The organism is Streptomyces sp. NPDC041124, from assembly GCF_055592385.1.
Map to the genome: position 1 here is coordinate 127,430 of NZ_JBVIYR010000011.1, position 16,427 is coordinate 143,856.

The 16,427-nt window shown below is 71.6% G+C and carries 13 protein-coding genes and 1 pseudogene; 3 read left to right on the forward strand and 11 right to left on the reverse strand.

Annotation, left to right across the window (positions count from 1 at the left end; genetic code table 11):
- Positions 1 to 19: 19 nt before the first annotated feature.
- On the reverse strand, positions 20 to 994 hold the full coding sequence (gene galE / locus ACZ6A9_RS27225; protein ID WP_468990274.1) for a UDP-glucose 4-epimerase GalE: 975 nt from the start codon (positions 992 to 994) through the stop codon (positions 20 to 22).
- Entirely contained in the window at positions 991 to 2,052 is a 1,062-nt protein-coding gene (galT, locus tag ACZ6A9_RS27230) for a galactose-1-phosphate uridylyltransferase (RefSeq protein ID WP_468990276.1), read from the reverse strand. Before galT ends, galE begins: the two co-directional genes overlap by 4 nt.
- A 176-nt stretch (positions 2,053 to 2,228) precedes the next feature.
- Between galT and ACZ6A9_RS27235 the strand changes: the two genes are divergently transcribed.
- Complete coding sequence (locus ACZ6A9_RS27235; RefSeq protein ID WP_468990279.1) at positions 2,229 to 3,908, forward strand: sodium:solute symporter family protein; 1,680 nt, start codon at positions 2,229 to 2,231, stop codon at positions 3,906 to 3,908.
- 21 nt (positions 3,909 to 3,929) lie between these two features.
- Positions 3,930 to 4,253, forward strand: coding sequence for a hypothetical protein (locus ACZ6A9_RS27240; RefSeq protein ID WP_468990281.1), 324 nt, complete (start codon positions 3,930 to 3,932; stop codon positions 4,251 to 4,253).
- 445 nt (positions 4,254 to 4,698) lie between these two features.
- Here the strand turns inward: ACZ6A9_RS27240 and ACZ6A9_RS27245 are convergent, their stop codons facing one another.
- The 4 genes from ACZ6A9_RS27245 to ACZ6A9_RS27260 all read right to left on the reverse strand — a co-directional run bounded on the left by ACZ6A9_RS27245 (position 4,699) and on the right by ACZ6A9_RS27260 (position 11,430).
- Positions 4,699 to 5,370: a helix-turn-helix transcriptional regulator gene (locus ACZ6A9_RS27245; protein WP_468990283.1), complete on the reverse strand. Its 672-nt coding sequence runs from the start codon at positions 5,368 to 5,370 to the stop codon at positions 4,699 to 4,701.
- A 223-nt stretch (positions 5,371 to 5,593) separates the two neighbouring features.
- Positions 5,594 to 7,567, reverse strand: a complete 1,974-nt coding sequence (locus ACZ6A9_RS27250; RefSeq protein WP_468990288.1) for an outer membrane protein assembly factor BamB family protein — start codon at positions 7,565 to 7,567, stop codon at positions 5,594 to 5,596.
- A 70-nt stretch (positions 7,568 to 7,637) separates the two neighbouring features.
- Positions 7,638 to 9,377: an outer membrane protein assembly factor BamB family protein gene (locus ACZ6A9_RS27255; protein ID WP_468990291.1), complete on the reverse strand. Its 1,740-nt coding sequence runs from the start codon at positions 9,375 to 9,377 to the stop codon at positions 7,638 to 7,640.
- Positions 9,378 to 9,603: 226 nt separating this feature from the next.
- The gene (locus ACZ6A9_RS27260) at positions 9,604 to 11,430 is read right to left on the reverse strand and encodes an ABC-F family ATP-binding cassette domain-containing protein (RefSeq protein WP_468990294.1); all 1,827 of its coding nucleotides are present in this window, start codon (positions 11,428 to 11,430) and stop codon (positions 9,604 to 9,606) included.
- 156 nt (positions 11,431 to 11,586) lie between these two features.
- On the opposite strand from ACZ6A9_RS27260, the gene ACZ6A9_RS27265 reads away from it, so the two are divergent.
- Positions 11,587 to 12,180: a Uma2 family endonuclease gene (locus tag ACZ6A9_RS27265; RefSeq protein ID WP_468990297.1), complete on the forward strand. Its 594-nt coding sequence runs from the start codon at positions 11,587 to 11,589 to the stop codon at positions 12,178 to 12,180.
- Positions 12,181 to 12,189: 9 nt separating this feature from the next.
- Here ACZ6A9_RS27265 and ACZ6A9_RS27270 read toward each other — a convergent pair whose 3' ends face one another.
- The 5 genes and pseudogenes from ACZ6A9_RS27270 to rsmI form a co-directional block, all read right to left on the reverse strand.
- Positions 12,190 to 13,086 (reverse strand): 4-(cytidine 5'-diphospho)-2-C-methyl-D-erythritol kinase, encoded by an 897-nt coding sequence (locus ACZ6A9_RS27270; protein ID WP_468990299.1) that lies wholly within the window; start codon positions 13,084 to 13,086, stop codon positions 12,190 to 12,192.
- A complete protein-coding gene (rsmA, locus tag ACZ6A9_RS27275) occupies positions 13,083 to 13,991 on the reverse strand; it encodes a 16S rRNA (adenine(1518)-N(6)/adenine(1519)-N(6))-dimethyltransferase RsmA (protein WP_468990303.1) in 909 nt (302 codons plus the stop codon). Before rsmA ends, ACZ6A9_RS27270 begins: the two co-directional genes overlap by 4 nt.
- A gap of 35 nt (positions 13,992 to 14,026) precedes the next feature.
- Positions 14,027 to 14,200 (reverse strand): annotated as a pseudogene (locus ACZ6A9_RS27280) (transglycosylase family protein); the annotation flags it as partial.
- A gap of 176 nt (positions 14,201 to 14,376) precedes the next feature.
- Entirely contained in the window at positions 14,377 to 15,258 is an 882-nt protein-coding gene (locus tag ACZ6A9_RS27285; protein ID WP_468990306.1) for a TatD family hydrolase, read from the reverse strand.
- 245 nt (positions 15,259 to 15,503) lie between these two features.
- Positions 15,504 to 16,373 carry a 16S rRNA (cytidine(1402)-2'-O)-methyltransferase gene (gene rsmI / locus ACZ6A9_RS27290; protein WP_468990309.1) on the reverse strand — a complete coding sequence of 290 codons (870 nt, stop codon included), beginning with the start codon at positions 16,371 to 16,373 and terminating at the stop codon, positions 15,504 to 15,506.
- Positions 16,374 to 16,427: the final 54 nt, after the last annotated feature.

A 16,427-nucleotide genomic window follows, 5' to 3' on the forward strand; every position in this document is an offset into this window, starting at 1 on the left:
ACCCCTGATCCTTCGTTGCCTACTGGTTGACCTGCTCGGCGCGCGCCCGCGTGAACTCCCACGCGTCCGCGACGATCCCCGCGAGGTCCGCGCGTGACGGGTTCCAGCCGAGCTTCTCGCGGGCCGTGGCGGCGGACGCCACCAGGACCGCCGGGTCGCCGCCCCGGCGCTCCGCGACGACCTCGGGGATCGGGTGCCCGGTGACCCGGCGCGCGGTCTCGACGACCTCGCGGACGGAGAAGCCGTTGCCGTTGCCGAGGTTGCAGATCAGGTGCTCGCCGGGCGCGGCGGCCCCCAGCGCGAGCAGGTGGGCCTCGGCGAGGTCGGCGACGTGGATGTAGTCGCGCACGCAGGTCCCGTCGGGCGTCGGGTAGTCGTCGCCGAAGACGGAGATGGCCTCCCGCCGGCCCTGCGCCACCTGGAGCACGAGCGGGATGAGGTGCGACTCGGGGTCGTGGCGCTCGCCGTACCGCCCGTACGCCCCGGCCACGTTGAAGTAGCGCAGGGAGACCGCGCCCAGGCCGTGGGCCTTCGCCTCACCGGTGATCATGTGGTCGACGGCGAGCTTGGAGGCGCCGTAGGGGCTGGTGGGGCTGGTCGGGGCGGATTCCAGGATCGGCACCTGCTCGGGTTCGCCGTACGTGGCGGCCGTGGAGGAGAACACCAGCCGGCGCACGCCCGCCTCGCGCATCGCCGCGAGCAGCGCCATGGTGCCGCCGACGTTGTTGTCCCAGTACTTCTCCGGCTTGACCACCGACTCGCCGACCTGGGAGTAGGCGGCGAAGTGCAGCACGCCGTCGAAGGACGGGTTCAGCCATGTGGCGGAGTCGCGGACGTCGCCCTCGATGAACGTCGCGTCCGCGGGGACGCCCTCGCGGAAGCCGGTGGAGAGGTTGTCGAGCACGACGACCTCGTGACCCGCCTCGATCAGATGCTGGGCGACGACACTGCCGACATACCCCGCACCCCCGGTGACCAGGTATTTCCCGCTCATGAACCCGCTACCTCCCGCAGTCGCTCGGCCGCGCGCTCCGGCGGCACGTCGTTGATGAACACGTTCATGCCGGATTCGGAACCCGCGAGGAACTTCAGCTTGCCGGAGGTGCGGCGGATGGTGAAAAGCTCCAGATGGAGCGCGAAGTCGTCACGCGTGACGCCGTCGAACTCCTCCAGCACGCCGAACGGCGCCTGGTGCCAGGCCGCGATGTACGGCGTGGGGGGCTCACCTTCGCCGAAGATCCGGTCGAAGCGCCTCAGGAGTTCCAGATAGACCTGGGCGAACTCCGCGCGCGCCGCCTCCTCGAGGCCGAGCAGGTCGGGCACCCGGCGCCGCGGGTACAGGTGGACCTCGTAGGGCCAGTGCGCCGCGTACGGCACGAACGCCACCCAGTGTTCACCCTCCAGGACGATCCGCTCGCCGGCGAGTTCCCGCTCCAGCACGGCGTCGAACAGGTTCTCCCCGCCCGTCGCCTCCTTGTGTGCGGCCACTTGGCGGAGCGTCAGGGCAGTGCGGGGGGTGGTGAAGGGGTAGGCGTAGATCTGCCCGTGCGGGTGCTGGAGGGTGACGCCGATCTCCGCCCCCCGGTTCTCGAAGCAGAACACCTGTTCCACGGAGGGAAGATGCGACAGCTCGGCCGTCCGGTCGGTCCAGGCGTCCAGGACCAGCCGCGCCTGCCGCTCGTCCAGGCGGGCGAAGGAGGCGTCGTGGTCGGAGGTGAAGCAGACGACCTCGCACCGGCCCGAGTCGCCCGCCAGCGAGGGGAAGCGGTTCTCGAAGACGACCACGTCGTACGAGGAGTCGGGGATCTCGCTCAGCCGCTCCCCTTCCGAGGGGCACAGCGGACACTCGTCGGCCGGCGGGTGGTAGGTACGGCCCTGCCGGTGGGAGGCGACGGCGACGGAATCGCCCAGCAGCGGATCGCGGCGGATCTCGGACGTGGTGACGGTGGCGTCCAGCGGGCGGCGGTCCACGGCGTCGCGCACGGTGTCGTCGGCGAGGTCGTAGTAGATGAGCTCACGGCCGTCGGCCAGCCGGGTCGACGTCTTCTTCACAGCCGCACTCCTCCACACCCACCAACCACTCAACACAATCAAACATAACACATCACAACTCACCAGCGAACTGCTGCCACCGCAATCAAACAAAGAACATCACCGACGGTGTTCAATCACTGAACACGGAAGCACACGTTCCGCACCGGTTCAGTCACCGAACGAAGCGAGTGTGTATGCGAACCCCCACATATCTGGCTGCCGAGCTTCGACTCCCCACCAACTGGCTGGACTACACGATCCTCGGGATCTACTTCGTCGTCGTGCTGGGCATCGGCCTCGCCGCCCGCCGCTCGGTCAAGACCAGCCTCGACTTCTTCCTCTCCGGCCGCTCCCTGCCCGCCTGGGTCACTGGTCTCGCCTTCATCGCGGCCAACCTCGGCGCCACCGAGATCCTCGGCATGGCCGCCAACAGCGCCCAGTACGGCGTCTACACCACCCACTGGTACTGGATCGGCGCCATCCCCGCGATGGTGTTCCTCGGCCTGGTGATGATGCCCTTCTACTACGGCAGCAAGGTCCGCTCGGTCCCCGAGTTCCTGCTGCTGCGCTTCGACCGGGCGGCCCACCTGTTCAGCTCGATCCTCTTCGCGGCCGCCGCCATCCTGATCGCCGGCGTCAACCTGTACGCCCTCGCGATCGTCGTCGAGGCGCTCCTCGGCTGGCCGCAGTGGGTGGCGATCGTCGTCGCCGGGTTCTTCGTCCTGGCCTACATCACCCTGGGCGGCCTGTCCTCGGCGATCTACAACGAGGTCCTGCAGTTCTTCGTCATCCTGGCCGCGCTCATCCCCATCACGGTCCTCGGCCTGAAGAGCGTCGGCGGCTGGGACGGCCTGTCCGACTCCCTCACCGAGTCGCGCGGCGCCGACTTCATGACCTCCTGGGGCGGCACGGGCATCGGCAGCGACAACCCGCTCGGCGCGAACTGGCTGACCATCGTCCTCGGCCTCGGGTTCGTCCTCTCCTTCGGCTACTGGACGACCAACTTCGCCGAGGTGCAGCGCGCCCTGTCCGCGAAGAACCTCTCGGCGGCCCAGCGGACCCCGCTCATCGCGGCGTACCCGAAGATCTTCATCGTGTTCCTGGTGATGATCCCCGGCCTGGTCGCGGCGGTCCTCGTCCCGCAGATCGGCACCGCCGACTCGGACCTGCAGTACAACGACGCCATCCCGTACCTGATGCAGCAACTGCTGCCCAACGGCGTCCTGGGCATCGCCGTGACCGGCCTGCTGGCCGCGTTCATGGCGGGCATGGCGGCGAACATCTCCTCCTTCAACACCGTCTTCACCGCCGACATCTGGCAGAAGTACGTGGTGAAGCACCGCGAGGACGCGTACTACGTCCGCTTCGGCCGCCTGATCACCGCGATCGGCGTCCTCGCCTCCATCGGCACGGCGTTCCTGGCCAGCTCCTTCTCCAACATCATGTCCTACCTCCAGACGCTGTTCTCCTTCTTCAACGTGCCGATGTTCGTCGTCTTCATCATCGGCATGTTCTGGAAGCGCGCCTCGATGAAGTCGGGCTTCTGGGGCCTGCTCGCCGGCACCACCGCCGCGATGGTCAACTACTTCGTCATCTACAAGCAGGGCATCATCGACATCCCCACCGACCAGGGGGCCAACTTCGTCTCCGCGATCGCCGGGTTCGTCGCGGGAGCGGTGGTCATGGTCGCCGTGTCCCTCTTCACCGCGCCCAAGCCCACCGAGGAACTCCAGGGGCTGGTCTACGGCACGACCTCCCCCGGCATGGCGGAGCCGCCCGCGAAGGGCGACGACGCGTGGTACCGCAAGCCGGCACTGCTCGGCTGGGGTGCGGTCATCCTGGCCGCCGCCTGCTACATCCCGTTCTCGTTCTGACCGCGGGAGGATTGAGGGACCATGTCCGAGCACTACTCCGAGCGTGATCTGCAGCGGGAGATCACCGAGCTGGAGACCAAGTCGACCACGGCGGCCCGGCTCTTCGACATCCGTCGGATCATCGGCGGGCTGTTCGTGCTGTACGGCGTCATCGTGATGATCGCCGGATTCACCGCGTCCGACGCGGACATCGACAAGGCCGAGGGCGTCAACATCAACCTCTGGACGGGGCTGGGGATGCTGATCCTCGGCCTGCTGTTCCTGCTGTGGCTGTGGCTCCGGCCCACCGCCCCACCACCGCCGGCTGCCCTGCCGGACGAGAGGGAGGAAACCGGCGGGGAGTGAGGGGACACGGCGCGGGCGCGGCGCAGGGTGGGGCTCCGCAGCCCCACCCTGCGCTGGTGCCCGGCGTTGCTGTGGGCCGGGGGTGTTGGCGCAGCCCGGCGCCTGCGGGGTGCCGTCGCGCCCGCCCTCCCCCACCGCCCCAGCGGCACGACTGCCCGCGGAGAGCGGAGAGCGGAGGCGGCAGGGTGGAGGGGCGACTGCCCGCGGACGAGCGACGGCGGGTGGGGGTGTGGTCGCGTGCGGCGGGGAGGGGACGGGGCGGGGGTGGCCGCCCGCAGTGGCCGGCGCGTCCGCACCGGCCGGCCCCACCCACAGGCACTCCCGCGCCAGTCCGAGGACGGACACCGCCGACGCGGCCCCGCACCACCCACCCACCGTGGGCGCTCGGCGCACCCCCACCGGAGGGACAGCGGCGCCGCAGGCATACGACCGACGGCCGGAGCCGTCAGACCGGCGGAGCCACCCGGTCCAGCAGCCCCGTCCGCGCGGCCAGCGCCGCCGCCTCCAGACGCGAGCCCACGCCCAGTTTCATCAGCACCCGCTGCACATGCGTACGCGCGGTGGACGGTGCGATGCCCATCCCCGCCGCGATCAGCCGGGTGTCCTCCCCGTCCGCCACCCGCACCAGCACCTCCACCTCCCGGGGCGTCAGCATCCGCAGCAACCGCGCACCCTCGTCGTCCGGCTGCGCCGCGGGGTTCAGCAGCTCGCCGAACGCCCCCTGCAACAACTGCGGCGCCACCGCCGCCTCCCCCGCCCGCGCCTTCATGATCGCCCGCTCGACGCCCTCGATCCGCTCGTCGTGCCGCACGTATCCCGACGCCCCCGCGGCGAACGCCGCCGCGATCCCCCGGGGCGAGGGCACCGGCCCCAGCACGACCACCGCCACCGCCGGCCGCTCCCGCTTGATCTTCACCACCGGATCGAACGTCCCCGGTTCGGCCGGCGCCGCCGTCCCCAGCAGGCACACCTCCGGCGCCCGGCTGATCACCAGATCCGCCGCCCCCGCCGCCGGCGCCGCCGCGGCCAGCACCCGGTGCCCCCGCAGCTTCAGCGCCGAGGCCAACGCCTCGGCGAGCAGCCGGTGGTCGTCGACCACCATCAACCGCACACCCATCGAACTACCAACCCCCCACGACAGCGCCCCCCGGAGCCCCGGATGCCCCCGGAAGCTACACGCTTGTTCGACGTCGCGCTCCCCCTACCGGCGAGAATCGCCCCGGATCACCGAAAATCCCGTGTTCGCCGGCGACGGGCGTGTGATGAGCGGTACGCGTGCGGCCCCGCCCCTGGACAGGGACGGGGCCGCACGATCACACAGGACCGGACAGGCGGGGCGGTCAGCCCGTTCCGAACGCGATCACCAGGTACTCCTTGTCCTTCGTCGTGAAGTCACTGGCGAACACCTTGGACATGTACAGGCCCCCCTGCGAGTAGAGGATCTCCGCGGACGTCGGCGACATCCGCGTCTCGACACTGCGCACGGCGTCCGTCGCCGGGTTCTCCATCAGCACCGTCTGCTTGAAGGTGCCCCCGTCGATGCTGACGATCTGCCCGCCCTTGTCGTAGGGGGGACGCTTGTAGGCGATCACGTTGCCGCCGTCCATCCGCAGCGGCACGAGGTCGTAGCCGTCACCCGCGTCGGCCCGCTGACCGGTCTGCTTGCCGGTCGCCAGGTCGAAGGCCACGACCTCGTTCGTCTGGACGTACGACTCCCCGCCGCCCTCGTGCTCCTCGGTGGCGATGTAGAGCCTGTCGTTGCCGACCGTCAGCGCGGTGCAGTCCTCCAGCCTGTAGATGGCGTCGCAGCGTGCCGCGAAGTCCTCGCCGGGGGCGGAGATACGCGTCCGGAGCTTGCCGGTCTTGTTGTCGATGGAGAAGAAGTCCGAGATGCCGCTGCCGTCACCGGCGGAGTCACCGACGTCGGCGGCCACGACCAGCGGGTCGGTGGACACGACGGCGGCGTAGTCGATGCCCTCGTCCATCTTGTACTCGCTGATGACGTTGCCCGTCTTCGCCTCGACGGTCTGGATGTGCAGCTGCCGCTGGTCGTAGGAGCCGCACTTGCGGACCGCGACCAGCTTCGCCCCGCCGCCGTACCCCGAGTCGAAGCAGGCGTCGGACGTCTTGGGCGCCCACAGCTGCTTGCCGGTGGCGATGTCCCAGGCGGCGCCGCCGCTGGTGCTGCCGGCGGCGACGGTGGGACCGCTGAGGGTGACGTTGTTGAAGTTGATCGGCATCGTGCCGGACTTCGCGTTCTTGGACCAGAGCTGCTTGCCCGCCTCCAGGTCGATCAGCGTGACCTGGGTGCAGGACTGCGGGTTCTCCTTGGTCGGCATCTGCGCCTTGTGGACGATCGCCGTCTTGTTGTCCTCGGTGACGTGGGCGGTCGCGCTGCACACCGGTCCGGGAAGGGCGAGCGTCCACTTCTCGGTGCCCTTGGCGCGGTCGTAGCCGACGACCTCGGCGATACCGCTCTTGGCGTACACCGTGTCGGTCAGCCAGGAGCCGGACGTGGTGACGGTCGAGACGCCCGCGGGGGTCTTCGGCGCGGGCACCTGGAACAGCACCTTGGAGCTGGTGTCGGCCGGGGCCTTCTCCTTGGCCGCGCCTCCGGAGGAGGAGCCGCCGGAACCGCCCCCGCCCTCGCCGTTCTTCTCTTCCTTGCCGTCGCCGCCGTTCGCGGTGGTCTTCTTGTCGTCGTCCTTGCCGGACGAGGCGTACCAGACCCCGCCGCCGACGATCAGCGCGATGGCGACGACCGCGGAGACGATGATGGCCAGCTGCGCGTTGACCTTCCGCCCGCCCCCCTGCGGCGGCTGCGGCTGCATGGGCATGGTCGGCGGCTGCGGATACCCGTACGCCTGCTGCCCGTACGCCTGCTGCCCGTATCCCGGCTGCCCGTAGGCACCGGGCTGCGGGTGCCCGTAGGCCCCCGGCTGCTGCCCGTACGGCCCGGCCTGCTGCCCCGGGTACCCGTATCCGGCGGCCGGCGGCTGCTGCGGGTATCCGTACCCGGGCCCCTGGGGGGCCGCCGGGGGCGCGGACGGCGGAGGAGTCCCCGGCGCCTGCGGATATCCGTATCCGGGCTGCGGGGCCTTGCTCAGATCGGGCCCTCCCGCGGGCGGCTGCGCGGCAGGCTGCGAGGGCGACGCCTGCCCGGGCGCCTGCGGCGGAGGCTGGTCGGCAGGCTCCTGCGGAGGCTGTGCCGGCGGCTGTGCGGGCGGCTGCGCAGGCTGTGCCGGCGGCTGCGGCGGCTCCTGCGGCGGCCCGAACCCGGGCTGCTGCGGGGGCTGGTTGGGCGGCTGGGTCATGACGTGAGTACCTCGAAGAAGGGGAAGGAGAAGGGGACGGCGGGCGGCGGGAAGGTGACGCGTGCGGCTCTCACTTGCCGTAGGCGAGCATCAACTTCTCCTTCGTGTCGTCATTCCCGGTCAGCCGGGTGGTGGAGAGGTAGAAGCGCCCGCCGGCCCAGTCGATGTCCTTGCTGTAGAAGCCGTTCTCGATGTCGGCGACACCCTGCGGGTTCTGCATCAGCTTGGCCGGCTTGTGGCTGCCGCCGGTGACGGGGAGGGCCACGATCTGGCCGCCCGCGCTGTACGAGGGCTCGACGTAGGCGATGAGCTTGCCGCCCTCGACCTTCATCGGCACCATCGAGTCCTTGGCCGGGGAGGATTCGCGCCACCGCTCCTTGCCGTCGGCGAGGGAGATCGCGACGATCTCGTTGGCTCCGGTGGTGGCCTCGGTGGGCAGGTAGAGGGTGTCGCCGTCGACGACGACGCTCCGGCAGCCCTGGAGGTCACGGGCGAGGACGGCCCAGCCGCAGCCGGGGTCGAACTTCTCGTCGACCGAGACCTGCGAGCGCAGCGTGCCGGCGGCGGTGAAGGCGGCGATGTTCCAGGCCTTCTTGTCGCCGTCCTCCTCCTTGGTCGCGTAGACGACGAGCGGGTCGACGGAGAAGGCCCGCTCGACCCTCCAGCCCTTCTCGTACGCGTAGGTCCACTTGACCTTGCCGGTCCTCGGGTCGAGCTCGCGGACCTCGTCGTGCGCGTTGTCGCCGCCGACGCCGCAGGAGGCGACCTGGATCAGCCGCCGGCCGCCCGCGAAGCCGGAGGGGAAGCAGGGGGCGTCGCCGTACTTCTTGGCGTCGAACAGCTTCTTGCCGCTGGTCACGTCGTACGCCGTGCCGGACTGCGAGCGGCCCACCATCAGCGTGTTGCCGGCGAGGGACAGCTCGATGGAGAGCGCGGAGTCGAACAGGTCGCCGTCGGCGACCTCGGCCTGCCAGCCCTTCTGACCGGTGTCGAGGTCGACCAGCTGGAGCTGGTTGCACTTGGCGCGGTCGCTCTTGCCGCTCTTGTAGGCGACGACGACCTTGTCGTCGGCCGTCTTCTGCGTGGTGACCGAGCAGATCTCCTGCGGGAAGGCGATGGTCTCCCAGGCGGGCTTGCCGTCGGCGACGTTGTACGCGAAGAGCTCCTTGTAGGCGGCCTTCACCGCGGTCTTGCCGGTGATCCACATGCCGGGGGCGTCGGCGCCGTTGCCGGGGGCGTCGGGTGCCTCCTTGTACCAGAGCACCTTGGACTCGCCCGCCTTGCGGCCTTCGTTGAGGTCCTCGGCGTCCTCGCCGCCGTCGCCGCTGCCGTCGCCCGGGTTGACCGGGGCGCCGCCGGACTCGCCCGGCTCGGGGTCGTCGGTCGGCTGGGAGACGGGCTTCTTGTCCTTCCCGCCGTCGTCCCCGGAGACGGCGTACACGGTGCCGCCGATCACGAGCAGCGCGGCCGCCGCGGCACCGACGACGAGGGCGGTCCTGCCCTTGAAGGGGTTGCGCGAGCCGCCGGGCGGGGTGCCGGGAGACCCGGGGAACTGCGGCTGCGGGTAGCCGTATCCGGGCTGTCCGTACGGACCCGGCTGCGGCGGCTGCCCGTAGGGGCCGGAGGTGTAGGGGCCGGGCGCGTAGGGGCCCGGCTGCGCCGGAGGCTGGTGCGGGTAGCCGTATCCGGGCTGCGGCGCGCCGGGCGGGGGCGGCGGTGGCGTCTGCGGAGCCCCGAACCCACCGCCGGGCGGCGGGTCCTGGGGCGGGCCGAAACCGCCCTGGGGCGACTGGTCGGGCGGCTGAGACATCAGCGCGTTCCCCCTTGCTCACTGACTTTTAGCCACGCCCTGAGGTGTGGTGGACCCAGAGCCGTCTTCAGACGTTTCTCAGACCGGCCCTTTGTATCACCCGGCACCGACACATCACCGGGCCGTGTCCGCCCCTGTTCCCAAGGGAGGACCGGCCCGTGATACCTCCGTTACGCGCCTTCACGCCCCCTTCACGCGACCCGCGCGCCTACCCTCATCGCCCGGCTCAGGCGTCCTCCGCCAATTCCAGCCAGCGCAGCTCCAGTTCGTCCCGCTCACCGGACAGCTCCCGCAACTCGGCGTCCAGTTCCGCCACTTTCGCGAAGTCGGTGGCGTTTTCCGCGATGGCGGCGTGCAGCCCGGTCTCCTTCTCGGAGATCTTGTCGAGCCGGCGCTCGATCTTCTGCAGTTCCTTCTTGGCGGCGCGCTGGTCGGCGGCGCTCCTCTCCGGCGCGGAGCCCTGGGCCGCCGGGGCCTGGGCAGCGGCGGCGGCGGCCGCGCCGGCTGCGGTGGCCTCCTCCATCCGCTTGCGCCGCTCCAGGTACTCGTCGATGCCGCGCGGCAGCATCCGCAGGGTGCTGTCGCCGAGGAGGGCGAACACGCGGTCGGTGGTGCGCTCGAGGAAGAACCGGTCGTGGGAGATGACGACCATCGAGCCGGGCCAGCCGTCGAGGACGTCCTCGAGCTGGGTGAGGGTCTCGATGTCGAGGTCGTTGGTGGGCTCGTCGAGGAACAGGACGTTGGGCTCGTCCATCAGCAGCCGCAGCAGCTGCAGCCGCCGCCGCTCACCGCCGGAGAGGTCGCCCACCGGCGTCCACTGCTTGTCCTTGTTGAACCCGAAGGTCTCGCACAGCTGCCCGGCGGTCATCTCGCGCCCCTTGCCGAGGTCGACGCGCTCGCGCACCGCCTGGACGGCCTGGAGCACCCGCCAGGTGGGGTCGAGTTCGGCGACCTCCTGGGACAGGTAGGCGAGTTTGACGGTCTTGCCGACGCGGATGCTGCCGCCCGCGGGCTGCACCTCGCCCTCGCTGCGCGCGGCCTGGGCCAGCGCCCGCAGCAGGGACGTCTTCCCGGCGCCGTTGACCCCGACCAGGCCGATCCGGTCGCCGGGACCGAGCTGCCAGGTGACGTGCCGGAGCAGCACCTTGGGCCCCGCCTGGACGGTGACGTCCTCCAGGTCGAACACGGTCTTGCCGAGCCGTGTGGAGGCGAACTTCATCAGCTCGCTGCTGTCGCGGGGCGGCGGCACGTCCTTGATCAGCTCGTTGGCGGCCTCCACCCGGAAGCGCGGCTTGGACGTCCGCGCGGGGGCGCCGCGCCGCAGCCAGGCCAGTTCCTTGCGGACCAGGTTCTGCCGCTTGACCTCCTCGGTGGCGGCGATCCGCTCGCGCTCGGCGCGGGCGAAGACGTAGTCGGAGTAACCGCCCTCGTACTCGTAGACGTCACCGCGCTGCACGTCCCACATGCGGGTGCAGACCTGGTCGAGGAACCAGCGGTCGTGGGTGACGCAGACGAGCGCGGACCGGCGCTCGCGCAGGTGCCGGGCAAGCCAGGAGATGCCCTCGACGTCGAGGTGGTTGGTCGGCTCGTCGAGGACGATCAGGTCCTGTTCCTCGATGAGCAGCTTGGCGAGCGCGATCCGCCGCCGCTCACCGCCGGACAGCGGTCCGATGACCGTGTCCAGGCCCTTGGGGAACCCGGGCAGGTCCAGTCCGCCGAACAGCCCGGTCAGTACGTCCCTGACCTTGGCGTTCCCCGCCCACTCGTGGTCTGCCATGTCCCCGATGACCTCGTGCCGGACGGTCGCCTGCGGGTCGAGGGAGTCGTGCTGGGTGAGCACCCCGAGCCTGAGCCCGCCGGAGTGCGTCACCCGCCCGGTGTCCGCCTCCTCCAGCCGGGCCAGCATCCGGATGAGCGTGGTCTTGCCGTCGCCGTTGCGGCCCACCACTCCGATCCGGTCCCCCTCGGAGACACCGAGGGAGATCCCGTCGAGCAGCGCGCGCGTGCCGTACACCTTGCTGACGTTCTCGACATTGACCAGGTTGACGGCCATTTTTCTCCTGCCCGGTGGATCGATCAGCTTTCAAGCGTAGGGCCTGGCGGAGAGTGGTCGACGCGCGAGCAGTTCGTCACTCGTTGTGATGACGTGATCGGAAACCGACGGCTACCGTAGAGGGCAGGCAGCAGGATCCCGTCCATGGGAGGAACCATGACCGCCGAGTCCGTAGAGCACCGTGTCCAGTGGCCGGTGCCGCCGCTGGACGGCTACACCGTGGATGACCTGTTCACGCTGCCGGATCTCCCGCCGCACACCGAGTTGATCGACGGGAGTCTGGTTTTCGTGAGTCCACAGCGCCGTTTCCACGGCAACGTGATCGACTTGCTCGTCAACGGCCTGCGCAGCAGTCTGCCCGGCGAATTCAAAGTCAGCCGGGAGATGACCGTCGTCCTCGACAAGCGCAACGGACCCGAGCCCGATGTGAGCGTGCTCCAGGCGGATTCGATCACCGGTCCGGGACAGACGAGCTATCAGGCCGAGGACATCCGCCTCGCCATCGAGGTCGTCTCCCCCGACTCGGAGTCCCGCGACCGCACGACCAAACCGCAGAAATACGCCAAGGCCGGAATTCCGAACTTCTGGCGCGTCGAGGAGAACGGATCCACCGGAAGGCCCGTCATCCACGTCTACGAACTCGATCCCATGACCCAGTCCTACGTACACATGGGTATGCACCGTGACCGGATCATGGTCGAGAAGCCCTACGCCATCGACATCGATCTGACGGCCATCGACGCGCTCTGAACCAAGGTCTCACACCACCGTCGCCCCCGGCACCGGCCCTGCCGCCGTACGCACCGTGCGGCAGCTTCCCGATACCCGCAGCGCCCCCGCGATCCCCTCCGCCGCCTCCGCGTCCCGCGCCAGGAACGCCGTCGTCGGTCCCGACCCCGACACCAGAGCGGCCAGGGCCCCCGCCGCCCGCCCCGCGGCCAGCGTGTCCGCCAGTTCGGGGAACAGGGAGAGCGCCGCCGGCTGGAGGTCGTTGGAGACGGTGGCGGCGAGCCCGTCCGCATCGCCCTTGACGAGCGCGTCGAGCAGGTCCCGCGAGGCCACGGGCTCCGCGATGTCCCGCCCCTCCGCCAGCCGGTCGAACTCCCGGAACACCGCCGGTGTGGACAGCCCCCGCGAGGCCATCGCGAACACCCAGTGGAAGGTGCCGCCCACCTCCAGCTCCGTCAGCCGCTCGCCCCGCCCGGTACCGAGCGCGGCCCCTCCCACCAGGCTGAACGGCACGTCGCTGCCCAGCTCGGCGCAGATGTCGAGGAGTTCCCCGCGCGAGGCGCCCGTGCCCCACAGCGCGTCGCAGGCCAGCAGCGCGGCCGCGCCGTCCGCGCTGCCGCCCGCCATGCCGCCGGCGACGGGGATGTCCTTGGCGATGTGGAGGTGGACGTCCGCGTCCCGGCCGTACCGGCCGGCGAGCGCCACGGCGGCGCGGGCGGCCAGGTTCGTACGGTCCAGCGGGACCTGCCCGGCGTCCGGGCCCGCGCAGGTGATCCGGAGTCCGTCCGGCGACGGCGTGGCGGTGACCTCGTCGTACAGGCCGACCGCGAGGAAGACGTTGGCCAGGTCGTGGAAGCCGTCGGGGCGGGCGGCGCCGACCGCGAGCTGGACGTTGACCTTGGCGGGGACGCGGACGGTGACGCTCACGGCTGACCCGGCTCCTTGTTCTCGGCGTGCTCGGCGTTCTCGGCGTTCCGGGCGTTCTCGGCGATGCGCGCGAACTCCTCGACGGTCAGGGACTCACCGCGGGCCTGCGGCGACACCCCCGCCGCGACCAGCGCGGCCTCCGCGGCGGCGGCCGAACCGGCCCAGCCGGCGAGCGCCGCCCGCAGGGTCTTGCGGCGCTGCGCGAAGGCCGCGTCGACGACGGCGAACACCTCGCGCCGGGAGGCGCCGGTCTTCAGCGGCTCCGCGCGGCGCACCAGCGACACCAGCCCGCTGTCGACGTTCGGCGCGGGCCAGAACACGTTCCGGCCGATGGCGCCGGCCCGCTTGACCTCCGCGTACCAGTTGGCCTTGACGGAGGGGACGCCGTACACCTTCGAGCCGGGTGCGGCGGCGAGCCGGTCGGCGACCTCCGCCTGGACCATGACGAGGGTGCGTTCGATGGAGGGGAAGTGCTCCAGCATGTGCAGCAGCACCGGGACGGCCACGTTGTAGGGGAGGTTCGCGACCAGCGCGGTCGGGGCGGGTCCCGGCAGCTCGGTGACGTGCATCGCGTCGGAGTGCACCAGCGCGAACCGCTCGGCGCGCTCGGGCATGCGGGCGGCGACGGTCGCGGGCAGCGCGGCGGCGAGGACGTCGTCGATCTCCACGGCGGTGACCCGGTCGGCGGCCTCCAGCAGCGCGAGCGTCAGCGAGCCGAGCCCGGGGCCCACCTCGACGACCACGTCGTCGGGGCGGACCCCTGCGGTGCGGACGATGCGGCGCACCGTGTTGGCGTCGATGACGAAGTTCTGGCCGCGCTGCTTGGTGGGCCGCACGCCGAGGGCGGCCGCCAGTTCGCGGACGTCGGCGGGGCCGAGGAGGGCGTCGGGGGTGGGGCTGGTCACGGGACAAGGGTACGGGGCGGGCGAGGGGCCCCAGGTCACCCCCGCAGCAGCCGGCCGCGGTGCGGCCAGGCGCCCGCGCCGCTGCGGACGTACAGCTTCTTCGCGCGGTACGTCTGCTCCGCCGGCGGCAAGTCCTGGGGCCGTCCGCCGCCGGCGAGGCCCCGCCAGGTCGGGGTTTCGAGCTGGTAGAGCCCGCCGTACGTCCCGGTCCGGCAGATGTTCCTCGTGCGTCTCGAACCGCGGGGTACTGCTCACGCCGACTCGCTCCAGGACCGGCCACGGGGTCCCGATCGGGCTCCGGAACCTAGCCGCGGGCCGCCGTCCCGGGCGACACGACCACGGAACGTGCGCGCGGCCGACCACGGCACGGGCACGGCCCGCCCGGTCAGTAACCGAAGGCGCGGGCCGTGTTCGCCCCGAGGGCCGTGGCCAGGGTGTCCTCGTCGATGCCGCGTACGGCGGCCATGGCACGCACCGTGACCGGCACCAGGTACGGGGCGCCCGGCCGTCCGCGGTAGGGCACCGGGGTGAGGAACGGCGCGTCGGTCTCCACCAGGACCAGTTCCAGCGGGGCCACGGCGAGCGCGTCCCGCAGGTCCTGCGCGTTCTTGAAGGTGACGTTCCCGGCGAACGACATGTAGTACCCGGCGGCCGCGCAGATCTCCGCCATCTCGGCGTCCCCGGAGTAGCAGTGGAAGACGGTGCGCTCGGGGGCGCCCTCCTCCTTCAGCACGCGCAGGACGTCGGCATGGGCGTCGCGGTCGTGGATCACCAGGGTCTTGCCGTGCCGCTTGGCGATCTCGATGTGGGCGCGGAAGGACCGCTCCTGCGCCTCCTTGCCCTCGGGCCCGGTGCGGAAGTAGTCGAGTCCCGTCTCGCCGACGCCCTTGACGTGCGGCAGCGCGGCCAGCCGGTCGATCTCGGCGAGCGCCTCGTCCAGTCCCGCGTCACCGCCGGGTGCGCGGGCGCCCTGCCGGGACCAGCCGTCGGGGTCGCCGTGGACGATGCGCGGGGCCTCGTTGGGGTGCAGGGCGACCGTCGCGTGGACGGCGTCGTGGGCGGCCGCCGTGTCCGCCGCCCACCGGGACCCGTTGAGGTCGCAGCCGACCTGCACCACCGTGGTGACACCCACCGACGCCGCCTTGGCGAGAGCCTCCTCGACCGTGCCGGACTGCATGTCGAGGTGGGTGTGCGAGTCCGCGACCGGCACCCGCAGGGGTTCCGGGAGCGGCGGGGCGGCGTTCTTGTCGGGGGCGTTCGCAGGCATGCCCCGATCCTACGGAAGCCGTGCCGCCGGCCCGTGCGCGCCGGATCTCCGGGCCGACGCCCGGCTCACGCACCCCGCGGGCGCGGGGCTCGGCCGGTCATGCGGCTGCCGCCGCGTGGGCGCGACCGGCCACCACCACCCGAAGCCCGGCACCGCACCGCACCGCACGCCACGGCATCGCGCGGCACGGCACCGCACGGCACGCCACCGCACCGCACCGCACGCCACGGCACGGCACGGCACGGCTAGCGGCGCTCGCCGGAGCCGGGGACGCCGGCCGTCTTGGCGGCGACCACCGCGTCGAACACCTGCCGTTTCGGCACGCCCGCCTCCACCGCCACCGCGGCGATCGCCTCCTTGCGCCGCTCCCCCGCCTCCTCCCGCACCCGCACCCTGCGCACCAGCTCGGCGGCGTCGACCTCCTCGGGCCCCTTCTCGGGCGCGCCATCGACGACCACGGTGATCTCCCCGCGCACCCCCTCCGCCGCCCACGCGGCCAGCCCGGCCAGCGGGCCGCGCTTCACTTCCTCGTACGTCTTGGTCAGCTCCCGGCAGACGGCGGCCCGGCGCTCGGCCCCGAAGACCTCGGCCATCGCGGCGAGGGTGTCGTCGAGGCGGTGCGGGGCCTCGAAGTAGACGAGGGTGCGCCGCTCGTCGGCCACCTCGCGCAGCCGGCCGAGCCGTTCGCCGGCCTTGCGGGGCAGGAAGCCCTCGAAGCAGAACCGGTCGACGGGCAGTCCGGACAGGGCGAGCGCGGTGAGCACGGCGGACGGGCCGGGCACGGCGGTCACCTTGATGTCCCGCTCGACGGCGGCGGCGACGAGCCGGTAGCCGGGGTCGGACACGGACGGCATCCCGGCGTCCGTCACCAGCAGGACGCGCGCGCCTCCCGCCAGCTCCTCGACCAGTTCGGGGGTGCGGGCGGACTCGTTGCCCTCGAAGTACGACACGACGCGGCCCCCGGGGGTGACGCCGAGGGCCTGGGTCAGCCGCCGCAGCCTGCGCGTGTCCTCGGCGGCGATCACGTCGGCGCCGGTGAGTTCCGCGGCGAGCCGGGGCGGCGCGTCGGAGATGTCGCCGATGGGGGTGCCTGCGAGTACGAGGGTTCCGGTCACGGGCCCATCCTCCCAGTTGCGGATGGATGCGGGTCGTACCGCCCATGAGCGGGA

Coding starts and splice junctions, on each gene's coding strand:
- galE (WP_468990274.1), bottom strand. CDS start 994: ATGAGCGGGAAATACCTGGTCACCGGGGGTGCGGGGTATGTCGGCAGT.
- ACZ6A9_RS27235 (WP_468990279.1), top strand. CDS start 2,229: ATGCGAACCCCCACATATCTGGCTGCCGAGCTTCGACTCCCCACCAAC.
- ACZ6A9_RS27240 (WP_468990281.1), top strand. CDS start 3,930: ATGTCCGAGCACTACTCCGAGCGTGATCTGCAGCGGGAGATCACCGAG.
- ACZ6A9_RS27245 (WP_468990283.1), bottom strand. CDS start 5,370: ATGGGTGTGCGGTTGATGGTGGTCGACGACCACCGGCTGCTCGCCGAG.
- ACZ6A9_RS27250 (WP_468990288.1), bottom strand. CDS start 7,567: ATGACCCAGCCGCCCAACCAGCCCCCGCAGCAGCCCGGGTTCGGGCCG.
- ACZ6A9_RS27255 (WP_468990291.1), bottom strand. CDS start 9,377: ATGTCTCAGCCGCCCGACCAGTCGCCCCAGGGCGGTTTCGGCCCGCCC.
- ACZ6A9_RS27260 (WP_468990294.1), bottom strand. CDS start 11,430: ATGGCCGTCAACCTGGTCAATGTCGAGAACGTCAGCAAGGTGTACGGC.
- ACZ6A9_RS27265 (WP_468990297.1), top strand. CDS start 11,587: ATGACCGCCGAGTCCGTAGAGCACCGTGTCCAGTGGCCGGTGCCGCCG.
- ACZ6A9_RS27285 (WP_468990306.1), bottom strand. CDS start 15,258: ATGCCTGCGAACGCCCCCGACAAGAACGCCGCCCCGCCGCTCCCGGAA.